Origin of the sequence: Haemophilus sp. HN_Hi16, from assembly GCF_049823435.1 — a bacterium.
GTDB classification, from domain to species: Bacteria; Pseudomonadota; Gammaproteobacteria; order Enterobacterales; family Pasteurellaceae; genus Haemophilus; species Haemophilus influenzae_D.
The window spans coordinates 1,416,413-1,440,802 of sequence record NZ_CP187500.1; the positions used below are offsets into that span (position 1 = coordinate 1,416,413).

A 24,390-nucleotide genomic window follows, 5' to 3' on the forward strand; every position below is an offset into this window, starting at 1 on the left:
TATTCCGCCTTTTGACTACTTTAACTCTTCCAATAATTTACCCAATCCACTCTGGCGTCTCACTGTTTGGCGAATTGCTGTTTTCCATATTTTTTCATCGGCAAATACAGTGAGTTCTTTTTTTGCACGAGTCACGCCCGTGAAAACTAATTCTCGCGACAATACTGGATTCACTTCTGTTGGAAGCACCATGACGGTATGTTCAAATTCGGAACCTTGAGATTTATGAATCGTCATCATAAAAGCAGGTTCATGTGCTGGAATTCGACTTGTCAGCACTTCTCGATTGCCAAACCATACTTTACCATTTGCCAAGCAAAGTCCAATATCGCCGTTATAAAGGCGAACATTATGATCGTTTTCAGTAATCATAATTGGCTTGCCGATATACCAATCTTGTTCATTACGGAACCAGAGCAATTTTTCCTCTCGCAACGCTAATGCAATTTCTTTATTGAGATTTTCAACTCCTAAATTGTTATTACGAAGTGCGGTTAAAAATCTCACAGAATTAAATTGCGCTTGAATAGCCTCGGCATAGGAAATGCCTTGTTCATTTTTAGCGTTAGGATCAATTTTTTGTTTACGTAAATCGTCCAACATTTTTAAGAAAGTGCGGTAATTTTCCACCGCACTTTTCACCACTTGATTCACCGCATTGCTTTCATCATTTAAGGCATTAAAGTGCAATTCTTGCGGATAATGTTCAAATAACCCAAGGCTATCGTCTGCTTTACCTTTTTGAATGAATTCAGCCAACTTGCCAATACCTGAATCTTTATCAAAACGACGGCTTTCTGTTAGATGGCATAAACAATCTCGTATTGGATTTGAACAATCAGAACCTTCCACTTTATAGCCTGTTGTCACTTGTAAATACGCAGCTTGTTCATGACTATAAGGTTGAGTAACAAATTGAGCTAATTCTCCCAATACTGCCCCCGCCTCAACAGAGGCTAATTGCGCCTGATCGCCTAATAAAATTAATCGAGTTTCAGGCTTTAAGGCATTGATAAGTTTTGCCATCATCGGCAAATCAATCATTGATGTTTCATCGACAACTAACACATCTAACTGCAAAGGATTATGACTGTTATAGCGCGTGTAATCATTAAAGGCATTCACACCTAGTAAACTATGCAAAGTGCTGGCTTTTTGTGGAATCGCATTGAAAAGTGAATCGGATAAATTCATTTTTTCTTGCATAAAACCTAACGCATTTTTAATCGACTCTTCCAAACGAGAGGCAGCTTTGCCAGTCGGCGCAACTAATTTGATATGTAATTTACAATCAAATAAGTCTTGTAGAACGAGCAATAAACGCGTAACTGTCGTGGTTTTTCCTGTTCCTGGGCCGCCTGTAATAATCGAAAATAGATTTTTAATCGCCGTTGCCACTGCCACTTTTTGCCAATCTGTTTTTTCCTGTTTTTCAGGGAAATATTTATCTAATTTTTGACGAATTTCATCATAAGAAAAGGCTAAAGTGCGGTTATTTTTTAAGGTGTTTTTTATATATTGTGCGATACGGTATTCATCTTGCCAAGCGCGATAGAAATACAGCACACCAAATTGAAATGCCATTGGTGCAATTTGATTGACGGGATCTTGCGTAAATGCCATATGCCCGCACAACGTATTTTGCCAATCTTCTACAGGTACATAACCAATTTTTTCACGAATTTCAGCTAAATAATCTTTTTCCGTTGTACGATAAGCCAAGCCAAATAAATTATGTTCTAAATAGCGATCTAATTGGCTACAAGTATTTCCCTGCGTATAACGCCAGCTACAAAGCGCGGCTAATAATATGGCTAAATTTTTGACTGGTTCTGCATAATCCGTATGGCATTGTTTATCAGCTATCAACTTAGCAAAATAATAATCACCTTGAGAAAGAATGCCCTGCTCTTTAAGTTTTTGTAATACGGATAACATTAAAACACCCCGTCTAATTCTGTGATTAATTCAACGCTTGGACGATCATAAAATACGCCAGATTGTGGCTCACCATTCATTCCACGTAAGAAAAGATAAAATACCCCGCCGAAATCTCGCGCATAATCATACTTAGGCACAACGCTTTGCAAATAACGATGTAATGCCAGCGTATAAATTAAATATTGCCAATCATAGTGACTGTGTAACATTTCTTTTTTCAATTCCTCTTGATTGTAATCAGCAAGGGTTGAACCTAAGAAATTAGATTTATAATCAACAAGATAATACTTTCCATTATGGCGGAAAACTAAGTCAATTGAACCTCTCACCATGCCCTGAATTTGTTCAAATTGAAGTGGTTCGCTTGGCAAATGATGATGGGCTTTTAACGTGCGATTAAACGCTTCAACATCAAAATGTTCCCAAATAGCCAGATAAAATGGCATTTCTTTAATGCAATCTTTATTTGCCAAATCAGCTAATGCTATTCCTATTTCATTAGAAAGTGGCGTATGTGAAATCTGTTGTAGCCAATTTTGTAGCGGTTCTGTAAAGGTTTCATCTAACTGTAAGGATTGTCTTAATTTGTCAATTTCTTCTGTATTTGCCAAGTCAGAAAAATAGCAATTTTCAAAATGGCGATGCAATGCCGTCCCGACTTGTTTACCTCGTGGTAAATCTAAAATGTTTGATTTATTTTCGTTTAAAAGTGCGGTAGACATTTCAATAGCATTTTGGCTATCGTAATCTTTTGCGTCATCAAAAACAACGTGTTTTTTACCCGCACTTTCAGTGAAATAATGCTGGCGGCGATGTGCTTGTTCAATTGAAGTAAAACTGGTTATTCGCCAATCTTGCTCAATATTGCCCGTAAATTCTGCGGCTTTAAGATCATCATTTTTTGTATTGGTTGATAAAGCCGGCAAAGCCTCTAGGTTTGGCTTAGTGCAGATTTCCACATTATCTTGCATTTTTTCTTTAAAGGTTTGCAACAACGTCTCGGTATTTTTAGAATCTGACAAATTTATTTCTTTGCCTATTTCGCCTTGGCTTAATACATAATGTAAGGCATTCCATTTTTTATCAAATTGACTAGGCAAAGCGAACGCCATTTGATATTTGGCACGGGTTAAAGCCACATAAAGTAAACGTAACTCCTCCGCAAACGTTTCTTCATAAAGTGCGTTTAAATTACGATTTTCCATATCCCATAAGGTTTCATCTCGTTCTTTAGAATAATAAATATTGATGTCTTTTTTACTTGGATCTTTGCTCGGCACAGCTAAAAATGGTAGCCAAACTAAATCGTATTCTAAGCCTTTAGATTTATGGATTGTCACAATTTTTACCAACTGGCGTTCGCTTTCTAAACGAATTTGAGCCTCTTGACGACCTTCGCCTTGAATTTGCTTTTCAAACCAACTGAGCAATGCCGCTTCAGTTTCGTGTAACGTGGCTGCTTGTTGTAAAATTTCTGCCAAATGTAGGAAATCCGTTAAATCTCGCTCGCCCGTTGCTTGGCTTAATAAGCGTTCTGAAATGCCTTGTTCCAATAAAATTTGGTGTAGCATTGCCAATATTCCTTGGCGTTGCCAAGTTTGTTGATATTGAGCAAAGCTATCAGCCCAACGTTGCCAGTCTGCCTCATTTTGCTGAATTTGATGAATATCCGCTGCATTTAAGCCAAAAAGTGCGGTCGCAATTGCGTTCAAAATTGGGCGTTCTGCCACATTCAAACAGGCTTTAAGCACCCAAGCTAATTCTTTCGCAACATTGCTATCAAATACGCTATTTTGATCAGAAAGATAAACCGACGCTATCCCTAATTTTTGCAATTCATTTTTTACTAAAGCCGCTTCATTTTTATCACGCACTAATACGGCAATATTCGCCGCTTGCAATGTTTTACAAGTATCTTCATTTTGAAAAACTGCCTGATTTTCTACCGCACTTTTTAGCCAATGTTGAATAGAAATAGCACATATTTTTGCCATTTCAGTTTTATTCACTTTGTCACTTTCTGTCAGATAAAAACGATAAGCTGGTTCGGCTTTACCGTTTAAATAACATCGCAGATGATCATCACGAGAATCAACAACAGTAAAGTTAATATTTTGATAAATAAATGGCGATTGAGGAAAATCGAATAAAGCATTTACGCCATCAACCAAATGCTTCTCTGAACGATAATTTTTAGTGAGTTCAAAGCGAGATTGGGCTTCGTCCGATGCTTTTAAATAAGTAAAAATATCTGCGCCACGGAAACGATAAATCGCCTGCTTCGGATCGCCAATCATAATAAAACCAGTATTTTTTTCTGGATTATCACGATAAATTTTTGAAAAAATAGCGTATTGTTGTGAATCCGTATCCTGAAATTCATCAATCATCGCGAAAGGATATTGGAAACGAATCATTTCCGCTAATTCATCTCCTTGCGCACCTTGCAAGGCTTCGCAAAGCAAACGCAATAAATCATCAAAGGATTTTTCTTGATGATTAAGTTTATAGTCTAAAAGTTTTTGTTGTAGGCCTTGGCGATAATGATAAAGAGTGAGTTTACTTAGTAAATCTGGTGTCATTAAGGCATTAACGCGCTTTTCAAGCTCTGCAAAAATCGGGGCATAAAAAGGCGTTGCGGGTTTTTTATCTTTATTTTTATCCGTTGATTCTTCGCAATTTTTCTCAATGGATGATTGTAGGAAATAGTCTTTCAATGTGGTATTAATTTGATAATCTCTAGGATTATTTGACCATTGATTGATTTTATTAATCCAATCCCCTAAACGCTTTACTTGGTACTTTTTACGATTTAACGATTTTAACTGATTTTTTGGATAATCTTTCTCCAGTTCATTGGTAATAATCGCTGAAATTTCATCCGCACTTTCTAACCAAAATGCCTTTAATTCATTCAACGCCTTTTGATACCCCCCCAGATATTGCTGTAAAAAGATTTGTATTGGTACAGATAACGCCTGTTTATTTTCAATCTCCACCTGCAAATCTTTACCTAAATCCGCTTTCAACAAAGACAACACATTTGCTGGTGATACTAATTCTGTCGCGATAAAATTCGCAGATTCAAAATCCAACGGATAAAAATGCTCTCGCCAAAATTCATTAGAAAAACGAACCAACAAATCAGATTGATCTTTTATTAATTCTAAATTGAAGTGAATGCCAGAATGGAAAGCATATTGCATCAACATACGGCGACAAAAACCGTGAATGGTATAAATCGCCGCCAGATCCATATTTTGTTCAGCTAACTTTAAGCGATGAATTGCCTCAAAAATATCTAAATTATCACAAAGTGCGGTAAGAAATTCATCATTTTTAAATGAGGATTTATCTTTGGTTTCTGCAAAGGCTGTGAGTTTATTAATCGCATCTGTTATACGCTCACGAATTTTTTTCTTGAGTTCTTCTGTTGCCATTTCCGTAAAGGTTACCACCAGAATTTCTTCCACATTTAACGGACGAGAAAAGTTATTTTCTCCCGCCTTTAATAAAAGTCGGAGATATAAAGAACCAATAGTATATGTTTTTCCCGTACCAGCAGATGCTTCGATTAAGCTAATTTGATTTAAAGGCAGCGTGATGGGATTCAGTGGGATTGTTTCGGCCATAGATTTTAACAGATGAGAACTAATGGCATTATTTTACAAAATTTGCAGTTAAAAATGCAAAAAAAGGACGCTTTTCAGCGTCCTAATTCTTCTTTATCTAAACTTTAAAAAATTAAAGTGCAGATTTTGCTTTTTCAACTAATGCAGCGAACGCTACTTTGTCGAATACAGCGATATCAGCAAGAATCTTACGGTCGATTTCAACAGATGCTTTTTTCAAGCCGTTGATAAATTTGCTGTAAGATAAACCGTTTTGACGCGCTGCAGCGTTGATACGTGCAATCCATAATTGACGGAATTGACGTTTACGCTGACGACGGTCACGATATGCGTATTGACCAGCTTTGATCACCGCTTGGAAAGCAACGCGATACACGCGTGAACGTGCACCATAATAACCTTTAGCAGCCTTAAGAACTTTCTTATGGCGTGCTCTTGCAATAACACCACGTTTTACACGAGCCATTATTTAATCTCCTATGTAATATTTTTCTAAAATGAACTAATCGTACGTTTTGCTTAAATAACGGCTTATGCGTATGGTAAGCAAGCTACTACTAAAACTTGATCTGCTTTCGCAACCATTGATTTATGACGTAAATGACGTTTACGTTTAGTTGTTTTTTTAGTCAAAATATGACGTAAGTGAGATTGTTTACGCTTGAAACCACCAGAAGCAGTTTTTTTGAAGCGCTTTGCTGCGCCGCGTACTGTTTTGATTTTAGGCATTGTTAAAATAACTCCGCATTTTTCGTTTAAAACAACATAATCAGGCGAACTTAAAAAGTTACTTGGAAGCACTGATCATTTCCATCATAAGGCAAATTAAATTGCCTTTTCAAAAGCAGTTAGGCTGCGTAGTGTGCCCAACATGCAGTTGTCTTTTCATTTAAGTCAAACTTAAACAAAAAGATTTGCTGAGAAATCTCAGCAAAATTCTTATTTTTTCTTCGGAGCTAACACCATTACAGCCTGACGGCCTTCTAATTTACCTGGTGCAGATTCAACGACAGAAATTTCAGCTAAATCATTTTTTACGCGCTCTAGGACATCAAAGCCAATGTCTTGGTGAGCCATTTCACGACCACGGAAACGCACGGTAATTTTTGCTTTGTCACCGTCTTCTAAGAAACGGATTAAGCTACGTAATTTAACTTGATAGTCACCTTCGTCTGTGCCTGGGCGGAATTTAATTTCCTTAACTTGCACAACTTTTTGTTTTTTCTTTTGTTCTTTAGCGGTTTTACTTTTTTCGTAAAGGAATTTACCGTAATTCATAATACGGCAAACAGGCGGTTCAGCATTTGGGCTAATTTCAACAAGATCAAGTTCTGCTTGCTCTGCCATTTCTAGGGCTTGTTGAATAGAAACAATCCCTGCTTGTTCACCATCTTGGTCAATTAAACGAACTTCTTTTACACGAATCTCTTCATTGATACGGTTTGGGCGATTTACTGCCGGCGCTTTTTTTACGGTTTTAATAATCGTATTCCTTCTATTGGTTAATAGTAAAAATCTTTTCGCTAAAAATAAAAGATTTCAAATTTGTTGCCCGCAAGGAACGAGCAAAATCTTGCGAATTCTATAGTATTCACACCACTTATGCAACAAAATTTAGCCTTTAAGCAAAATTTCTACGCTTAAACTTTCGCCAAATTCAAGCAAGTGATGAATGCGAGCAGTTTCTAAACATAACATTGTTTGATAGCCTGTTTCAGTCATTCCACTCGTTTTCTTGTGCCAAGGATTCCAAAGGACAAATTGGCTTGCATTATGATGATGCAGTGCAATCGTACGATTGAAACTTTTATCTAGGATTTGATTCTGCATTTTTTCTGCGGAATAAATGCAATCAACATTTTCAGAAATGTGACGCGGTGACGGAACGTTTTCTTGTTGTTGGTTTAAGCTATTAAAACAAGTTTCAGGTAAACCTTGTACTTCCACTTGATTAATATCCCCAATATTGAAATAGGTATGCAACGCTACTTGTGCAGGTTCTTCGCCATAATGTGTGAAAGTTAAATGACATTTATCTGTGAACACCATTACAATTTTAGCTTCGATAATATTTAAATCAGAAAACAAGTCAAATTCTAACCGCACTTTATGTGCTGAAATATCGTAATGACTCAATTGCCATAAACGAATACGAGCTGTACCGTGCACAGGTTGTTTTACGCCACCAAACCAAGGATAACAAATCGGTACACCACCACGAATAGCATTGCCATTTTCGAATGGTTCTACTTCACTTAACCATAATATATCTTGCTTCGCATTTTGTGGTTGCCAGCTAAGAAGTTGTGCGCCTTGTAAGGAAATTTTTGCTGAGCCAACAGCGTGTTTTAAATGAAGAACTGGAATATTATTATGTTGAACAAGATGAAGTTCTGGTGTCAGTGTTTTTAGTAATGTTGTTTTCATATTTATTCCTATAATTTTAAAGGTTCAGAGATAACAAAGGGCGTATTAGATACGCCCTTAATCTACGACTTTGGTTAAATTTCGTCAATAATTCGATAAACCCAATTTTCCAGTGGGTCATTCAGACGTTTCATCTCAGCATGCATTTCTTCCAACATCTCTTTTTTGATGCTGTTATATTGTGAATCATAGAATAAATTATGCATTTCTTCTGGATCGTTACGGATGTCATAAAGTTCACACACATCGGTCGCATTAAATACGAGTTTGTAATCTTTACGACGCCACATACGTTGTTCAAAATACACAAAATGCCCCGCAAGCTGACCAAGTACACCTTTTCGTTGGTTATCTTGGTGTTGACGCATAATCGGAAGAACGCTCTGCCCTTCAAAACTTTCTGGCACTTTTTGATTGGCTAAATCGAACACCGTTGAAGTTAAATCGTGAAGATAAACAAGGTTATCATCTTCTTGATTTACACGATTAGAGTTTGGATCTTTGATAATCATCGGAATATTGTAGGTGGTATCAAACATAAACTCCCCTTTTTCAATCATTCGATGTGCGCCCATTGCATCGCCATGATCTGCCGTAGCCACCAAGAAAGTGCGGTCATAAATTCCGCATTTTTGAAGATAATTGAATAATTCACCGATCGCATCATCAATTAAGGTAATATAACCCCAGAATTTTATGATGACTTCTTTCCAATGATCTTCGCTCGCCTCCCACATTCCCCACATTTTTGAAATTGTGCGGAAATGCCCTGGTTTGCCCTCTAACGGTGTAAAGAAACTCTTATCAAGCACCACATCTTCTTTTCGATACATTGAATAATAAGGTTCTGGCACGATACAAGGCGTGTGTGGCCCCCAGAAGTTTATCCATGCAAAGAATGGTTTGCCTTCATCTAATGATTCTTGAATATATTTTTTCGCTTCATCAATGATGAAATAAGGGATGGTTTGCTCTTTCGTGCCTGAAAGTAAACCGCAAAGTTCTTGTACTCGTAAATGTGGGTTATCACCAAAGTAGGCACGACTTACTTCTGGGATGTCATACCCCTTTTCTTCTAACCATTTTTTATAACGATTGGAATGTGTTGGCGGTTGGTTGAAGACTAAATTTTTATATACGCCACTACCAGGATAGCCATAACCATCAAAGTTATGCCCTTTAATCCCATAATCTTCAGGTACAGATTTCGTACCTACGTGCCACTTTCCTACAACATAAGTATTATAGCCAGCCAATTTACCGATATTCGGTTTTTCTTGGCTAATTTCGCCTATACCGCCCTTTTCCCCATTTTTAATAATGCCGTGAGAAGACGGCATTAATCCAGTAAAAAGTGAAGTGCGAGCAGGACCACAAACAGAAGCTGGCGTGAAAGCATTATTAAAGCGAACGCCCTCTTTTGCCAATCGATCTAAATTCTGGGTTTTCACAATTTGGTGACCATAAGCCCCCAACATATCTTTACGAATTTGGTCTAATAAAATGTAAATAATGTTCATTATTTCGCCTCTTTATTTCGTACAACAAATAACAGGATAATTTGTAACACCGCCCATACGCCAAGAACCATTGATGGATTACCATTTTCTGATGCCATACCAAGTGGCGAAAGGAATGTGTAAAGTGCGATTAAGCCTAAAATCAAGGATACGCTAGTCACTTTTAAATATTTCCAGTTGGTTAAATCTACGTCGCCTAAGTTTTCTTTGTTTTCAATGTAAGGTTCGCGGCGTAAGAATTGTCCTAAGATGAGCATTAATACAACATCAAATACGAATAATCCGCCCATAACATACACAAAGTTGATTTTGACATTAAACACCCAAACAATGCTGAAATACAAGATAACATGAGCAAGTAAAGCAATACGTGCCGCTTTGCCAGATACGGTTTTGTTAAACATACCCACGGCAAATAAAGCAACGATTGGAATATTCACAAATCCTGCAAAACGTTTAGTGATTAAGAAGATGCCATCTGTACCAAACATGAGTAACGGTGCGAAAATCATAGTGACAATTGCCATAATGGTAGACACTTTTTTCGCGTAAGAAATTAATTCTGCTTCTGACCGCACTTTTTTACTGATAAATGGCAATAAATCTTTGCAGTAAATGGTTGCTGCTGAATTTAAGAATGAGTTAAAGGTACTTAAAATTGCGCCAAATAATGCAGCAATAAAGAAACCTTGTAACCAAGTTGGCAATACTTTGTTTATGAGTAATGGATAAGACGCATCAATTGGATTGATACCTTCGCCTAAAATATGGAAACTCAATAAACCTGGAAGATTTAAAATAATCGGTAAAGTTAATAAAAATAATGCGGCGATCAAAATCCCTTTTTGACCAGATTTTAAGTCTTTTGCACCTAAACAACGTTGTACGATGGCTTGGTTCGTTGTCCAATAGAAAAAGTGAACCACCATAATACCGGTGAAAATCGTTGGCCAAGGTGTAGCGTCGGTTTCACTACCAATCGCATTCCATTTTTCAATATGCGTTGTTGTAATTGTATGTAAGCCTTCAGAAAAACTGCCATCGCCTAAATACATCAAGGAAAAGAATGGGACAAGCAATGCGCCAATGACTAAAATAATCGCGTTAATAGTGTCAGATACTGCCACCGCTTTTAAACCACCCAAAATTGCATAAATCGCCCCAACAACGCCAATGGCAACAACTGTGTAAGTTATTGCAGCACCATAACTTAAACCAAATGCAGTTTCTAAGTTGAAGATTTTATTGAAAGCGATTGCACCTGTGTAAAGTGCGGTTGGAATTACGATGAAAAGATAAAATACTAAGAAAAGCGTGGACATAATCAAGCGAGTTTGACGGTCGAAACGGCTTTCAAAAAACTCCGGCACAGTGGTGTAACCGTTACGCAAATATTTCGGCAGCATATAAAGAGCCAAGAAACAAAGCGGAATAACCGTTGGAACTGTCCAAGCAATCACGGAAAAATTACCTTTATAGGACACCGCATTGACACCGATAAGTTGTTCAGTTGAAAGCGATGTCAGCACCATTGAGCAGCCAATTACTAAACCGCTTAACCCACGCCCTGCCAAAAAATACCCTTTTGAAGATTTTAAATCATCCCCTTTTGTTTTTAACCAAGAAACATACGCAACCACAGTGGTTACAATGAGGAAGCTGAGTATCGTCATAAGCATATATTATTCTCCCATATCGACTAACACAGCATAAAGATAATATAACGCTCTCTAAAGGGTTATGATAATTGTCATATTAAGATTGTGAGGTGGATCACAGAAATCATAATTGAAGATAAATTCAATGGTTTTTATTTTCTGGCAGTTGAAAAAACAATAAAAAATGCGGTCAAAAAACCATAAAAATTATGACCGCACTTTGATCTGCACCCCAAAACCTAGACACCTAATTTGAGGTGCAGATCAAAGTGCGGTGTGTTTTTGTGGCATTTTTACCGCTTTACATTGGGCATAATAAGCACTTTTAGACACCTCAAAAAGCGCACAAAGTCGTTTGATCCAGCGCGATTTTAACGTCGTGACGGCTTGGTATTTTGCCTCTCGAGAGACATTAAAATCGCAATAGCTTTTTTAGAATTAGCTTGTATTCTTCCAATTCTTTGATGCGTTTTCCAACTCGTAAATGCGCTGTTGTTCGAGGGAAATCGGTTTACTGCGGGGTAAGATATAACCTTGATTCTTCGCTTCAATTTGGCTTATCCAACGATGCAATGCTGTTTCACCGATGTCTAATTCTCGACAGGCTTGCGAAACCGAATAACCACGTTCTTGAATCAATCTAACCGCTTCAGCTTTGAACTCCGGTCTGAAAAAACGTCTTGCTCTTTTCATTGTAAAATCCTCTTGTTGAGGATAGTTTTCCACCTATTGAGGACAGTGGGATTAGTATACCACTACACTTCCACCTCCTAATGGGTATAAGAAAAGCCCTGAAGGTTTCCCTTCAAGGCTTATATTATATTTCTTGCTGATTATATAGTACCACAGACTATAGATGGACATTCTAGAACATATATCTGATCTAGCATTTTGTAAATTAACACTACTTGATTGTTGTTAGCAGTTTTAACTCATATTCAACGATTAAATTTATTTTCCATAGAATTGGCAAACTTTACCAAGGATAACATAACAGGAACCTCAACCAGAACACCTACTACAGTTGTTAGCGTAGATCCTGATACTAGCCCAAATAGAGATATAGAAACTGCAACAGACAGTTCAAAAAAGTTAGATGCACCAATCATGCCACATGGAGCTGCAATTGAATATGGTAGCTTTGCTAAATATGCTATGAAAAATGTTATTGCAAATATAAACAAAGTTTGAATTATCAAAGGTATTGCAATAAGGATAATATTTAGTGGCTGATCCAATATCTTCTGTCCTTGAAATGAAAATATTATAATTAACGTCAACAATAATCCCATCATAGTGTATTTATCAAATGCAGGGATAAAAGTTTTATTTAGGTAGTCTTCCCCTTTATTTTTTATGATTATACTTCTAGTTACCATGCTTAAAATAAGAGGAACAACAATAAATAATACAATGGACAATAAAAGTGTTCCCCATGGAATATTTATATCCCCAACCTTTAATAAGAAGCTCACAATTGGTATATATGCAATCAAAATAATTAAGTCGTTACTCGCTACCTGTACTAAGGTATAACCACTATCACCTCTTGTTAACTTGCTCCATACAAATACCATTGCTGTACATGGTGCAGCGCCGAGTAAAACCGCCCCAGCTAAATATTCTGATGCCAATTCCTTATTAATAAATCCTTTATAAATAATAAAGAAAAATAAGGAAGCGATTAAATACATGGTAAGTGGCTTAATGATCCAATTTATAAACCATGTAATAAATAGACCTTTAGGATTTTTTCCTATGTCTTTTATACTCTTAAAATCAATTTTCAACATCATTGGATAAATCATTATCCAAAGTAAAATTGTTGTTGGTATAGACACGTTGTAGAACTCAAATTTTCCTAACCAATCTGGAATAGAAGGAAAATATTTCCCAATAAATATGCCTATTACCATACAAATTAACACCCAAAAAGTCAGGTTTTTCCCAAAAAAACCAATTCCATTTATTTTCTTCATTCCTAAATCTCCTCAACTTTCTCAATTAATTTATGAACCTTACTTTCAATCTCCTTAATGGTTTTTATAAACTCTTCATCATTTTTTCCCCTCTATATCTGATAAAGTCTATCACCACAAAGGTATTCTTTTGTCCATTCAATGACGGCTAGTTTTCCTGAAGTATGATCTAATATCTTGTTAATCCACTTAACTTCTTCATTTGCTTTAGCAGATAACATCTTGTTACTAGGATTTGCTTTATACAAGGATGAATTAACAATCCACCAATTTGTATGAATTGATGCCCTTGTTAGATCTTCTTCTAATCGATATGCCTCATAAAATGGGGTAGCCTCCGCCAAGCTAACGATTAATACTTCTGTCTCCTCTCCCCTTAATCTAGGTAACAAGTTTTTTACAGATTCAGGTACCTGTCCTTGTGTTCTTTGAACTTCTTGATGATAACTTAAAGTTGAGTCTAACAATAACAAGGTATGACCCGTAGGAGCTGTATCAATCACCACTATTTCATCGTCTGCTTTTTCCACGAGCTCTGCAAAAGCTCTAAATACAGCTATTTCCTGTGTACATGGTGATCTTAAATCTTCCTCAATGTAAGCGACATCATCCTCACTCATTGTTTTTCTTGCATTTCCAAGTACTTCATCTTGATATTTTTTTAATTCTTCTTTTTCATCAATATGACTCATAGATATTCCACTTGAACTATCTATCATAAATTTTATATGGTCAGCGGGATCTGTTGTAGCCAGGTGTACCTTTTTACCAAGTTTGCTTAGCTTGAGGGCAACAGAAGATGCAATAGTAGTCTTTCCTACACCGCCCTTGCCCATAGTAAAGATTACTTTTCTATTATTTTTTATAAGATCACTAACAACATCATCTAAATTAAAGAGTTTGCCTTTTACTTCCACTTTTTGTTCATTTATTTGATCTTTCTTAAGGAGATTTCTTATAGAGTCAATTCCAGTGATGTTGTATGATCTCAGGGCAATTGTGTAGGTATCAAACTCAGTTAACATCTCTGGCATATTTTCAAGGGCTAACTTTTGTTTGTTAAATATACTTTCAGATAAGTCATCATCATAATTTTCTAAGACACAATTAATCACTAATATTTGATTTTTTATTCCAATCTCAGATAGCTCCTTTGATGCTCTGGCTACCTCATTAAGTGGTGTTTTATCAGGCCTTGTAACTAATACTAGGGTTGTTAAACTCTTATCTGATAAATTTTCAACTGCCTTTTTATAGGTTTCTTTTTTAGTCTCTAATCCTGATAACTGCCCTAAACAGGATGCTCCATGCGTACTTTCACTGATAAAATCACTCCAAGCAGAAGGAAGCTGTAACATTCTAAGGGTATGACCTGTAGGTGCTGTATCAAATATAATATGGTTATAGTCTGTATTGAGCTTAGAATTTGTAATGAAATTAGAAAACTCATTAAAGGCAGCAATCTCTACTGTACAAGATCCAGATAGCTGTTCTTCCATATTCTCAATAACAGAATCAGGCAATTTGCCCCTAAAAGGTCCGACTACACTTTCTTTATAGTTATGTGCCGCTTCCAATGGATCTAGATTGATTACTTCTAAATTATCTACTCCTTTAATTGGCTTTGCTTTACCGTCTAATTCTGTTTCAAAAACATCTTGAAGATTTGAAGCAGGGTCTGTACTAATAAGTAGTACTTTCTTTCCTTCATCTGCTAAAGCCACTGCTGTTGCACAAGCTGTAGATGTTTTACCAACACCTCCCTTGCCTGTGAAAAATAGATATTTAGTTAATTTAATATTTGCAAGATTAAATTCCTTCATAATAAATCCCACCTTAGCAACAAGAGCTATTATTTCCACAGCACCCTTGATTTGGTTCTTCATCTTCACTACAGCAAGAATCATTACCTGAAGAACAACAGCTATTTTGGTTACTACTTTCAAGATAATCTTTAGCGATTTGTAAAAGTTCCATTATTTCTTCATTCTTTGGATATCTGCCTTCTATGACTATATCGTCGTCCACAAGGATTAATGGCAGCCTATCGATTCCATTTTTATCCAAAGCATCTTTTACCTTGTTATTATTGATAAATGCCATTGGTTCACTTGATAAATTGTATCTTTCAATAGTGATACCATTTTTCTTCAAGTTGTTAATTACTGTTGAAATACGTACGAGTTCAGGATCGACATTAACTCCGCAAACACCTGTATCACAACACATAGCTGGTTCATAAATTGACATTCTTTTCATTTTTTACCCCTTTCTTCAATTTTTTGAATTAAACATTATTAATGCATCAACTTTTTTTGATGTGAAGAGTATTTTTTTAGTTACCCTTAAAGGTAACTAATTTCTTGCTGTAGATGATAAAAACATCTGTATTATTTTTTGTCTTCCTTGTTCAGATATCGTGTAGTAAACCCACTTGCCTTCTTCTCTTGCTGTAACAATTCCTGACTCTATCAATATTTTCATGTGGTATGACAAGCCTGATTGCGTTAAATCTAGTTTTTCTAGTAAAACACAGGCACATTCTTCCCCATTTTTTAATAAATCTAATATCTCTAGGCGAATCGCCACTGAAAAGGCTTTAAATATCTTTGCAGTTTTTACTAAATCTCTGTTCATAAAAGCTCTCATATCAAATTATTTTGATGTGTTTGTTGTATCACTAATTGTTCTTATTGACAAGTCTTATTTCGTGAGATATTAAAAATGCTTCAGGATAATCTTGTCATCTTATATTATTGTAATTATCGTAGATCGTTTGGCGACTTAGGCTTTCCATTTTGCTTAATAATTGCATTACTAACTTGTTCGCTTTTTCAGGTCGGTTGCTATTGGAAATACCATCTGCCACGCCCACAATAAAGTGCGGTCGGTTTTCAAGACGTTTTTCAGTCGTTTTGAGTTTATATTGAAACACCGCCTCACCATTAAAAAGGACATCTTGGTTGTGTCGCTTGTTGCTACCAATTTGTTGGCAGAAGGTAATTTCGCAAAAATTTTCCATTATTCAACCGCTTGTTGAGAAGGATTTAGAAGACAATCAATCGCTTTTAGCGCATCTAACGCTTTCATTTCGAGACTTAAAAAGTACATTTTCGGCACGCCTGCATCTTGTGGGTTAATACGGATAAATCCCCCTTTTTTTGCTTTCGCCGTACGCTCAGAAAATCGACGCACAGTTGGAATGGCTTTCCCAGCTCCCAGTTCGATGACGACGAGATTTTGCACTTCTTTTAACCACGATTCTAACCGCACTTTTTTAAAATCCTGATATTGGCTTGCATAACTCCAATCATTAAACATTAATACATTTTGACGAGCAAAGCCCCCACAATAAGGACAAGGTGGTTTTTCACTGGTTAAACATAAGTTTTCATTATCCACGATAGGTTGAAAACTTGATGCAGACCAACTTAATCCTCGACAATTATTGACACACTGGAGACGATCCAAAGTACCGTGTACTTCATAAACATGGCTATCATCAAAACCAGCCTTTTGAAAATGCCCATCCACATTACAGGTAAAAACAAAATATCCATGAGATTTAGCTCCCGCCCAGCGTTTTAAAATCTGATACCCTTCGTGAGGAATAGTATTTCGGTATTGAACTAATCGATGTCCATAAAACCAATAGGCAAGTTCCTGATTATGCTTATAAGCTAGTGGTGTCGCGATGTCTTCAAAAGATATATTATGTTCTTTAAACATAGGATAAGTATTCCAAAATCCACCAACGCTGCGGAAATCGGGCAGCCCAGAATCCACGCTCATACCCGCACCAGCTGTAATTAAAATGCCATCCGCTTTGCGAATAAGTTCTACTGCATAATTTAAATCATTTTTCATAATACTTTTCTCTGTCCATTTTTCATTGGTGAAATAATACCCGCTTGTTCCAACTGTTCTAAAATTTGTTCAGCTCGATTAAAACCCAACATAAATCTGCGTTGAATCATCGAGCAAGATGCAACTTTTTGTTGTTGCACATATTTTTTTACATTCTCAAAAAGTGGATCTCTTGCCATAATTACTTTCATTGCCATTATTTGCTCCTTTTTCTTAATTAAAAGCTTTATAAATATGTAAGAAGTAAAGAATTTCTCTTTATGGAGAAATTATATGAAAGGAAGCGACAATTTGTGTCGTTTGCGAATGTTGAAAGCTGTTATTTTTAAAAGATCTTTTACAAATAAGATTATCCTTATTGCAATATGTATATTTATCTGGTTATATATACATGCAACTTTATTAAGGAAAAGAATATGAATCATCAAAATCCGATTGAAATTTACCAAGCTCAAGATGGCACAACGCAAGTAGAAGTGAGATTTGAAAATGACACCGTTTGGCTAAGTTTACAGCAAATGGCTGATTTATTTGGGCGAGATAAGTCAGTTATTTCACGTCACTTACGAAATATCTATACTGATGGTGAGTTAAATAGAGAAGCAACTGTTGCAAAAAATGCAACAGTTCAAATTGAAGGCAAAAGACAAATTAATCGAACAATCGAATACTATAATCTTGATGTAATTATATCTGTCGGTTATAGAGTTAATTCTATTTTAGGTACTAAATTTAGAATTTGGGCAACTGCACGTTTAAAAGAATATCTGACTCAAGGCTATGCCATTAACCAAAAACGTTTACAGCAAAATGCTCACGAATTAGAACAAGCACTTGCACTTATTCAAAAAACGGCAAATTCAGCGGAATTAACGCTAGAAAGTGGTCGTGGATTAGTGGATATTGTCAGCCGTTATACGCATACGTTTTTATGGCTACAACAATATGATGAAGGTTTACTTGCCGAACCACAAACACAGCAAGGCGGTACATTACCGACTTATGCTGAGGCTTGTTCTGCACTAGCAGAGTTAAAATCACAGCTGATGGCAAAAGGTGAAGCAAGTGATCTCTTTGGACGTGAACGAGATAACGGCTTATCTGCGGTTTTAGGCAATTTAGATCAAAGTGTATTTGGTGAACCCGCTTATCCAAGCATTGAATCAAAAGCGGCACATTTACTTTATTTTGTCGTCAAGAACCATCCTTTTTCAGATGGTAATAAACGTAGCGGCGCATTTTTATTTGTGGATTTCTTGCATAGAAATGGGCGTTTGTTGGATCCGAATGGGCATCCAGTTATCAATGATACAGGGCTTGCAGCACTCACTTTATTAGTTGCTGAATCAGATCCGAAACAAAAAGAAACACTCATTAGGCTTATTATGCATATGCTTAAACATAAGCAAGATCAGCAATGATAAATAGCGACCGAAGTCGCTATTTATTTAAAAAGTGCGGTTGTTTTTCTATAATTTTTTAATTTTCTCCAATAACTCGGCGACCACTTTCGGTACGCCCTCACCTGCTTTTTCTTTTATTGCAATCACTTTCTTACGGACAAATCCTGTATTGGGATTAGGATCGATCAAATAGATAAATGAACCATATGGAGTAAGATTTACCAATCCATTAGCTGGATAAACCTGTAATGACGTGCCAATAACAATCACAATATCTGCCTTTTTCACTAACTTTTCTGCTTTAGGAAACATGGGTACATTTTCCCCAAAAAAGACTATATGTGGACGCATTGGATGACCGTGATTATCCTTATCCTCTAATAGTTGATCACCCAAACATGGAACAATGTAATCGGTATTAAAACTACTGCGAGCTTTGTTCAGTTCACCATGTAAATGGAGTACGTTAGTACTTCCCGCTCGCTCATGTAAATCATCCACATTTTGAGTGATTATATGAACTTCATAAAACTCTTCCAACTCAACCAAAGCCAAATGTGCTGTATTAGGCTCTGCAGCTTGAGCATTACGACGTCGTTCATTATAAAACTCCAATACTTTTGCACGGTTTTTCTTTAAGGCTTCAGGCGTGCAAACTTCTTCTATTTTATGTCCTGCCCACAAGCCATCTTCTGCTCTAAAAGTAGGAATGCCACTTTCAGCACTAATGCCTGCGCCAGTTAATACCACGCAAATTGGTTTATTTTTTACCGTCATTTTTCACGCTCCTTTTTGTCCTAAAATTTCATCAATCTGTCTATCTCTAGTCATCATGCCAGATATATTCCCCGCTTTATAAAGGGGTTGATAAGTATAGCTTTCAATATGCAAGAATGGCTTCTCTGAAAGGCATTGGAAATATTGTTTTAGCAGTGATTTTGAGCGTAATAACACGTCATTCCGCTTGAATATGAGCACTCATTGCTTCAATACGTATTTTAAATTCATCACTGAGATAAGGACTGATAATTAAATAGACTGTTTTCTGTTCGGTTGTTGTTTCATTCGCATAAACACATGCCAAATTAAACACTTGCCATTTATAGCGATCTGCAAAAGCACCAATGACTCGGCTTTGCTCCTCATTTTCAACTTGCACAAGGGCGGCTGACTTTTTCAAACAATCTTGCAAAATATCACTTGGTGTAAAAGGCCCACAGCCTAAGTAAGATAAAACGCAATTCCAATTAGTAAATTGTTCTGTACCAAAATGAACATGTTCGCCTTGAAATTTGCCAGCACCATTTTTAGTGCGATCATCAATTAAATAATCGCCTTGGTTGAGATTTTTATGATGGGATAAAATCAATCGTTTGTATAAGGCTGAACCTTTTTCTTCACCGAAATAATGTTGAATCCATTTTACTTTATCACTCCACGCCGATGGATTATGCCAAGGGGCGGTAGAAAGTGCGTAAATATGATATTTCTTCATCAATTTATGCACACATTCGGCATTGGCTCCATTAAGCTAAAAATGCCCTCAACTTCATCATATCGCCCCTCATACTCTTGCTTGGTTTTTTCATCTAATTTTGCAATACCAGACGGAAAATCAACCATCACATTATCCATATCAATGTACACAATCTGGTTCATTTGAATGTCCTCTCTTCAGATAGATTTATCATAAAGCGCAAAGCGACAATTTATGTCGTTATACTGTTTCTTCTAAATATACACGCTCAATTTCTTGATAATTTTCACCAAAGTGAGCTATCCACCACTCCAGCATTTGACTTTCGATCACTGTTGCTGAAATTTCATAATTATCCCCAGAATCTTTCACAGTTTGCTCCGTTGATAATGGTGTTTCTGTTAAAAATCCACCAATATCCTTATTAATGCGGAAAGTTAATCGGATTTTTCGACCATAGGTAAAACCAAACTTTTGGCTTTCTACATAAGATTTCAAATTAAAATCAGGGCGTTCAAATATCATTGTACTCACTGTTACCTTAAGCAAACGATGCAAAGCCAAGTGTAAAATATCGCCATTCTCATATTGTGCAACTAAATAGCTACTTGGTCCTTGTTGTACCAAAGCCAATGGCTTGACCTGTGCCTTATGTTCTTTACCGTGAATACTCCGATAATGCACCTGTAAAAATCGATTTTGATAAAGTGCGGTGCTAATTTGAGAAAAAATTTCTGAATTGATTTTGGCAGGTAATAACGGCTGACTAGTTGGTGCAATAGCAACTTTATTAAGCCATTCTGCCCCTGATTTTTTATGGCTGTCATAAACTAAATTATATTCGGCCTGTTGAAAGAACGCTTCCATTGAGCTCATAATGCTAGAAGGCAAAATGCCATTGAGATATTGTTTAGCAAGCATAAGCACAAGTGATTGCTGTTCATTTAAAATCGGTAAATCCAAGCCTTTAGCATTTGATTTCCATCGATATCCATAAGGTTTATCACGCATATCACGTTCAATTTCAAACTGTTGAGACAAACTTTCTAGCTGGCGTTGGATTGAACGAATATCACGTTGAACACCAATATCAGCAAGTTTTTGTAAGATTTCTTCGGCGGTAATGAAACGTGTTTTTGGAATAAGGCGTAAAATTTCAAGTTGAATTTGAAGTGCGGTTAAGTTTGAGGACATTTTATCTCCCAAATTTGAAAAAAATCATTATAAAAAATGCTGGAAAATTCCAGCATTATACTTTCTAAATCCGTCTGACTTGCCAGAAGGCTTTCGACCAATAAGGGTTATTCATTGAAGAATAGACAACTCCCCCTCTGGTGGAAGCGTGCAGGAATTTGCCTTCTTTTACATAAATTCCCACATGATAGCCATTAGGGCCTCGGCCAGTTTTAAAGAAAATTAAATCACCTGTTTGAATATCTTCTTTGCGTACATGTTTACCATAATTGGCTTGTTCAGTTGTGCTTCTTGGCAAACGAAGATTAAAACGATCGAAAAAAGTTTTCTGCACAAAACCAGAACAATCTACCCCACGACGTGAAACACCGCCGAGCACATAAGGCGTTCCCGCCCATTCATGTTGTTGTTCGCTCAACATGGCTATAGCCATAATAGGATCGCCGATTTGACCTTTATAGTTCATCGCATAATCATCGTTTTGAAAACTGGAACAAGCGAATAAAAACAGAGAGGCAGTAGCGATTAAAAATGATTTATATACTTTCATACCTTTTCATATGAAAAGTGCGGTAGAAATTCACCGCACTTTTTGTTCCTTGCTATTTAGTTTTTTCTACACGAGCACGTAACTTTTGCCCTGGTTTAAATGTCACCACTCGGCGAGCAGAAACTGGCACAACATCACCAGTTTTCGGGTTACGACCTGGGCGAGATGACTTATCACGTAGTTCAAAATTACCAAATCCTGATAACTTCACATCATGACCAGATTCTAGCGATGAACGAATCTCTTCTAAAAAGTTCTCCACCACATTTTTCGTATCTTGTTTAGATAACTGATATTTATCACTTAAATATTCAATAATATCAATTTTGGTTATCGTAGCCATATTAATCCCTTAATTCAGCATTAAAGCGTTGTTTTACCTCCGCTAATACAGCTGAAATCACTGCATTAATTTCTTCATCTTCAAGTGTTTTTTCATTATCTTGGACAGTCAAGCTAATCGCTAAACTCTTATAGCCTTCAGCGACGCCCACACCTTGATATACATCGAACAAGTTCACTTGCACCAATTTTTCGCCGCCTGCTTGTTTACATGCTGCGATCAATTCCCCTGCTGGTACGCTATCTGCTAGGACTAAAGCTAAATCACGACGGTTTGCTGGGAATTTAGAAATTTCTTTTGCTTGCACCACATTACGTGCTGCAATTGCATTCCAAAGAATTTCAAATACAAAAGTTTTGCCATTTAAGCCAAGTTTTTGGCTAATAGATGGATGAATTGCACCAATAAAACCAATTTCTTGGCCATCTAATTCAATAGCAGCAGATTGACCAGGATGTAATGCATCAAATTGTTTTGCAACAAAACGAACTCTATTCCCCCCCTCTGTTAAAGAAAGTACTGATTCTAAATCGCCTTTAAGATCAAAGAAATCAACAGATTCTACTTTACCTGCCCAATGTTCAGATTTTGCCGTTCCAGTAATCACCGCACTTAAAACAAATTCTTGACGCACGCCAAATTCTGCATTGGCATCTGGTACAAAACGTAATCCAGTTTCAAATAAACGAACACGGGATTGTTGGCGATTTTGGTTATAAAGCACAGCACCTAATAAACCACTCATTAAAGACACGCGCATTGCGGACATTTCCACAGAAATAGGATTTGGCAATACAAGTGCTTCTTGATGTGGATGTAATAAACTTTGAATTTTTGGATCCACAAAGCTATAAGTAATGGCTTCTTGATAATCTGCATCTACAAGTGCGGTCTTAATTCGAGCTAAATCTAAATCAGATTCTTTGTGCTCACGCATGCGGAGATGCGCTAATGGCGCATTGTTTGGAATGCAGTTATAACCATAAATACGCGCTACTTCCTCAATTAAATCTTCTTCGATTTCAATATCAAAACGCCAGCTTGCAGAAGTTACCGTCCAAATATCATTTGCATAAGTAACATCGAAACCAAGACGGTGGAAAATTTCTGTTACGCTTTCTGTTTCAATATGATGACCTAAAAGTGCATCTAATTTACTACGGCGAAGTTGAACTGTATTGACTTTAGGAAGATGAGTTTCATTGCTTGCTTCGCAAATTCCCCCTGCTTCACCACCACAGATTTCAAGCAATAATGCGGTTGCTCGTTCCATTGCTTTACGGGCTAATTCAAAATCCACACCACGTTCAAAACGGTGTGATGCATCAGTATGTAAACCATATTGTCTTGCACGGCCTGCAATAGCTAATGGTGCAAAAAATGCGGATTCTAAAATCACATCTTTCGTTTCACTATTCACGCCACTTTCAGCACCACCAAAGATCCCTGCCATTGCTAAAGGCCCATTTTGGTCGGCAATTAATAAAGTATTTGATTGAAGTTTTGCAGTTGAACCATCTAATAATACTAATTCTTCACCTTCTTTTGCTAAGCGAACTTGAACAGGTTGTGCAACTTTGGCCGCATCAAACGCGTGCATTGGCTGACCAAGCTCAAGCAAAATATAGTTAGTAATATCAACAATAGGATCAATAGAACGAATACCACAACGACGCAATTTTTCTTGCATCCACATTGGCGATAGTGCTTTTACATTGACGTTCTTTATCACACGTAATAAATAACGCGGGCAGGCATCTGGTGCTTGTAAATCAATTTGAACTTTATCAGAAATTGTTGCTGGCATCGCTTCAAAGTGCGGTTGATTTACTGGCTGTTTATTTACCACACCAATTTCACGCGCAATACCCGCAATGCTCAAACAATCCGCACGATTTGGCGTTAAGCTAATTTCGATGGCATTATCATTTAAACCCAAATATTCACGTAAATCAGTGCCGATTGGTGCATCAACTGGCAATTCAATAATACCGTCCGCTTCAACATCAATACCTAATTCAGAAAATGAACAAAGCATTCCTTCTGATGGTTGACCGCGTAATTTGGTTTTCTTAATTTTGAAATCACCAGGTAATACCGCACCTTCTGTTGCACAAGCAACTTTTAAGCCTTTACGGCAATTTGGTGCGCCACACACGATATCCAATAAACGATCACCGCCTACATTCACTTTAGTTACACGTAATTTATCCGCATCTGGATGTTGTGCACATTCCACCACTTCACCCACAACGACACCATTAAATTTACCCGCAACGGCTTCTACACCATCCACTTCTAAGCCAAGCATGGTAATTTGCTCGCATAATTGCTCGGTGGACACCGCAGGGTTCACCCATTCTCTTACCCACTGTTCACTAAATTTCATTTGTTGTTAT

The 24,390-nt window shown here is 36.8% G+C and carries 21 protein-coding genes and 2 pseudogenes; 1 reads left to right on the forward strand and 22 read right to left on the reverse strand.

Annotated features, from left to right (window positions below; all coding sequences use genetic code 11):
- Positions 1-15 precede the first annotated feature (15 nt).
- The 16 genes and pseudogenes from recD to ACPT9C_RS07120 form a co-directional block, all read right to left on the reverse strand.
- A complete protein-coding gene (gene recD, locus ACPT9C_RS07045) occupies positions 16-1,938 on the reverse strand; it encodes an exodeoxyribonuclease V subunit alpha (RefSeq protein ID WP_118879825.1) in 1,923 nt (640 codons plus the stop codon).
- A complete protein-coding gene (gene recB / locus ACPT9C_RS07050) occupies positions 1,938-5,573 on the reverse strand; it encodes an exodeoxyribonuclease V subunit beta (protein WP_423717259.1) in 3,636 nt (1,211 codons plus the stop codon). Before recB ends, recD begins: the two co-directional genes overlap by 1 nt.
- Positions 5,574-5,685: 112 nt before the next feature.
- Complete coding sequence (rplT, locus tag ACPT9C_RS07055; RefSeq protein WP_005596075.1) at positions 5,686-6,039, reverse strand: 50S ribosomal protein L20; 354 nt, start codon at positions 6,037-6,039, stop codon at positions 5,686-5,688.
- A gap of 65 nt (positions 6,040-6,104) precedes the next feature.
- On the reverse strand, positions 6,105-6,302 hold the full coding sequence (gene rpmI, locus ACPT9C_RS07060) for a 50S ribosomal protein L35 (RefSeq protein WP_005596065.1): 198 nt from the start codon (positions 6,300-6,302) through the stop codon (positions 6,105-6,107).
- Between the two features lie 210 nt (positions 6,303-6,512).
- Positions 6,513-7,058 carry a translation initiation factor IF-3 gene (infC, locus tag ACPT9C_RS07065; RefSeq protein ID WP_425613348.1) on the reverse strand — a complete coding sequence of 182 codons (546 nt, stop codon included), beginning with the start codon at positions 7,056-7,058 and terminating at the stop codon, positions 6,513-6,515.
- Positions 7,059-7,187: 129 nt separating this feature from the next.
- Entirely contained in the window at positions 7,188-8,000 is an 813-nt protein-coding gene (locus ACPT9C_RS07070) for a D-hexose-6-phosphate mutarotase (RefSeq protein ID WP_050949219.1), read from the reverse strand.
- Between the two features lie 74 nt (positions 8,001-8,074).
- Positions 8,075-9,520, reverse strand: a complete 1,446-nt coding sequence (locus ACPT9C_RS07075; RefSeq protein WP_050949220.1) for a sulfatase-like hydrolase/transferase — start codon at positions 9,518-9,520, stop codon at positions 8,075-8,077.
- Entirely contained in the window at positions 9,520-11,199 is a 1,680-nt protein-coding gene (locus tag ACPT9C_RS07080) for a solute:sodium symporter family transporter (protein ID WP_050949221.1), read from the reverse strand. The genes ACPT9C_RS07075 and ACPT9C_RS07080 overlap by 1 nt, the downstream gene beginning before the upstream one ends.
- 417 nt (positions 11,200-11,616) lie before the next feature.
- Entirely contained in the window at positions 11,617-11,871 is a 255-nt protein-coding gene (locus ACPT9C_RS07085; RefSeq protein ID WP_005662443.1) for an IS3 family transposase, read from the reverse strand.
- 245 nt (positions 11,872-12,116) lie between these two features.
- Positions 12,117-13,157, reverse strand: a complete 1,041-nt coding sequence (arsB, locus tag ACPT9C_RS07090; protein ID WP_042600632.1) for an ACR3 family arsenite efflux transporter — start codon at positions 13,155-13,157, stop codon at positions 12,117-12,119.
- Between the two features lie 92 nt (positions 13,158-13,249).
- The gene (gene arsA, locus ACPT9C_RS07095; protein ID WP_202860973.1) at positions 13,250-15,043 is read right to left on the reverse strand and encodes an arsenical pump-driving ATPase; all 1,794 of its coding nucleotides are present in this window, start codon (positions 15,041-15,043) and stop codon (positions 13,250-13,252) included.
- Positions 14,994-15,416, reverse strand: a complete 423-nt coding sequence (gene arsD / locus ACPT9C_RS07100; protein WP_005662454.1) for an arsenite efflux transporter metallochaperone ArsD — start codon at positions 15,414-15,416, stop codon at positions 14,994-14,996. The genes arsA and arsD overlap by 50 nt, the downstream gene beginning before the upstream one ends.
- A gap of 96 nt (positions 15,417-15,512) precedes the next feature.
- Positions 15,513-15,794, reverse strand: coding sequence for an ArsR/SmtB family transcription factor (locus ACPT9C_RS07105; protein WP_005662456.1), 282 nt, complete (start codon positions 15,792-15,794; stop codon positions 15,513-15,515).
- Between the two features lie 127 nt (positions 15,795-15,921).
- Positions 15,922-16,179: pseudogene (locus ACPT9C_RS07110) on the reverse strand (PP2C family protein-serine/threonine phosphatase); the annotation flags it as partial.
- Positions 16,179-17,024, reverse strand: coding sequence for an SIR2 family NAD-dependent protein deacylase (locus ACPT9C_RS07115; RefSeq protein ID WP_118879826.1), 846 nt, complete (start codon positions 17,022-17,024; stop codon positions 16,179-16,181). The pseudogene ACPT9C_RS07110 and the gene ACPT9C_RS07115, both read right to left, overlap by 1 nt.
- Positions 17,021-17,221, reverse strand: coding sequence for a DNA translocase FtsK (locus ACPT9C_RS07120; protein ID WP_005662463.1), 201 nt, complete (start codon positions 17,219-17,221; stop codon positions 17,021-17,023). The genes ACPT9C_RS07115 and ACPT9C_RS07120 overlap by 4 nt, the downstream gene beginning before the upstream one ends.
- Before the next feature lie 219 nt (positions 17,222-17,440).
- On the opposite strand from ACPT9C_RS07120, the gene rhuM reads away from it, so the two are divergent.
- A complete protein-coding gene (rhuM, locus tag ACPT9C_RS07125) occupies positions 17,441-18,445 on the forward strand; it encodes a RhuM family protein (protein WP_050847951.1) in 1,005 nt (334 codons plus the stop codon).
- Between the two features lie 48 nt (positions 18,446-18,493).
- Here the strand turns inward: rhuM and ACPT9C_RS07130 are convergent, their stop codons facing one another.
- The 6 genes and pseudogenes from ACPT9C_RS07130 to pheT all read right to left on the reverse strand — a co-directional run bounded on the left by ACPT9C_RS07130 (position 18,494) and on the right by pheT (position 24,380).
- Entirely contained in the window at positions 18,494-19,204 is a 711-nt protein-coding gene (locus tag ACPT9C_RS07130; protein ID WP_050949224.1) for an SIR2 family NAD-dependent protein deacylase, read from the reverse strand.
- A gap of 3 nt (positions 19,205-19,207) precedes the next feature.
- A pseudogene (locus ACPT9C_RS07135) lies at positions 19,208-20,086 on the reverse strand (5' nucleotidase, NT5C type).
- A gap of 58 nt (positions 20,087-20,144) precedes the next feature.
- Positions 20,145-21,098: a helix-turn-helix transcriptional regulator gene (locus ACPT9C_RS07140; RefSeq protein WP_005662473.1), complete on the reverse strand. Its 954-nt coding sequence runs from the start codon at positions 21,096-21,098 to the stop codon at positions 20,145-20,147.
- Between the two features lie 64 nt (positions 21,099-21,162).
- The gene (locus ACPT9C_RS07145; RefSeq protein WP_050949225.1) at positions 21,163-21,648 is read right to left on the reverse strand and encodes a C40 family peptidase; all 486 of its coding nucleotides are present in this window, start codon (positions 21,646-21,648) and stop codon (positions 21,163-21,165) included.
- 52 nt (positions 21,649-21,700) lie between these two features.
- The gene (locus ACPT9C_RS07150; RefSeq protein WP_042602652.1) at positions 21,701-21,991 is read right to left on the reverse strand and encodes an integration host factor subunit alpha; all 291 of its coding nucleotides are present in this window, start codon (positions 21,989-21,991) and stop codon (positions 21,701-21,703) included.
- 1 nt (position 21,992) lies between these two features.
- A complete protein-coding gene (gene pheT / locus ACPT9C_RS07155; RefSeq protein ID WP_050949226.1) occupies positions 21,993-24,380 on the reverse strand; it encodes a phenylalanine--tRNA ligase subunit beta in 2,388 nt (795 codons plus the stop codon).
- Positions 24,381-24,390: the final 10 nt, after the last annotated feature.

Bases quoted from the DNA above. Each gene is read 5' to 3' on its own strand.
- recD (WP_118879825.1), bottom strand. From the start codon at position 1,938: ATGTTATCCGTATTACAAAAACTTAAAGAGCAGGGCATTCTTTCTCAA.
- recB (WP_423717259.1), bottom strand. From the start codon at position 5,573: ATGGCCGAAACAATCCCACTGAATCCCATCACGCTGCCTTTAAATCAA.
- rplT (WP_005596075.1), bottom strand. From the start codon at position 6,039: ATGGCTCGTGTAAAACGTGGTGTTATTGCAAGAGCACGCCATAAGAAA.
- rpmI (WP_005596065.1), bottom strand. From the start codon at position 6,302: ATGCCTAAAATCAAAACAGTACGCGGCGCAGCAAAGCGCTTCAAAAAA.
- ACPT9C_RS07070 (WP_050949219.1), bottom strand. From the start codon at position 8,000: ATGAAAACAACATTACTAAAAACACTGACACCAGAACTTCATCTTGTT.
- ACPT9C_RS07075 (WP_050949220.1), bottom strand. From the start codon at position 9,520: ATGAACATTATTTACATTTTATTAGACCAAATTCGTAAAGATATGTTG.
- ACPT9C_RS07080 (WP_050949221.1), bottom strand. From the start codon at position 11,199: ATGCTTATGACGATACTCAGCTTCCTCATTGTAACCACTGTGGTTGCG.
- ACPT9C_RS07085 (WP_005662443.1), bottom strand. From the start codon at position 11,871: ATGAAAAGAGCAAGACGTTTTTTCAGACCGGAGTTCAAAGCTGAAGCG.
- arsB (WP_042600632.1), bottom strand. From the start codon at position 13,157: ATGAAGAAAATAAATGGAATTGGTTTTTTTGGGAAAAACCTGACTTTT.
- arsA (WP_202860973.1), bottom strand. From the start codon at position 15,043: ATGAAGAACCAAATCAAGGGTGCTGTGGAAATAATAGCTCTTGTTGCT.
- arsD (WP_005662454.1), bottom strand. From the start codon at position 15,416: ATGAAAAGAATGTCAATTTATGAACCAGCTATGTGTTGTGATACAGGT.
- ACPT9C_RS07105 (WP_005662456.1), bottom strand. From the start codon at position 15,794: ATGAACAGAGATTTAGTAAAAACTGCAAAGATATTTAAAGCCTTTTCA.
- ACPT9C_RS07115 (WP_118879826.1), bottom strand. From the start codon at position 17,024: ATGAAAAATGATTTAAATTATGCAGTAGAACTTATTCGCAAAGCGGAT.
- ACPT9C_RS07120 (WP_005662463.1), bottom strand. From the start codon at position 17,221: ATGGCAATGAAAGTAATTATGGCAAGAGATCCACTTTTTGAGAATGTA.
- rhuM (WP_050847951.1), top strand. From the start codon at position 17,441: ATGAATCATCAAAATCCGATTGAAATTTACCAAGCTCAAGATGGCACA.
- ACPT9C_RS07130 (WP_050949224.1), bottom strand. From the start codon at position 19,204: ATGACGGTAAAAAATAAACCAATTTGCGTGGTATTAACTGGCGCAGGC.
- ACPT9C_RS07140 (WP_005662473.1), bottom strand. From the start codon at position 21,098: ATGTCCTCAAACTTAACCGCACTTCAAATTCAACTTGAAATTTTACGC.
- ACPT9C_RS07145 (WP_050949225.1), bottom strand. From the start codon at position 21,648: ATGAAAGTATATAAATCATTTTTAATCGCTACTGCCTCTCTGTTTTTA.
- ACPT9C_RS07150 (WP_042602652.1), bottom strand. From the start codon at position 21,991: ATGGCTACGATAACCAAAATTGATATTATTGAATATTTAAGTGATAAA.
- pheT (WP_050949226.1), bottom strand. From the start codon at position 24,380: ATGAAATTTAGTGAACAGTGGGTAAGAGAATGGGTGAACCCTGCGGTG.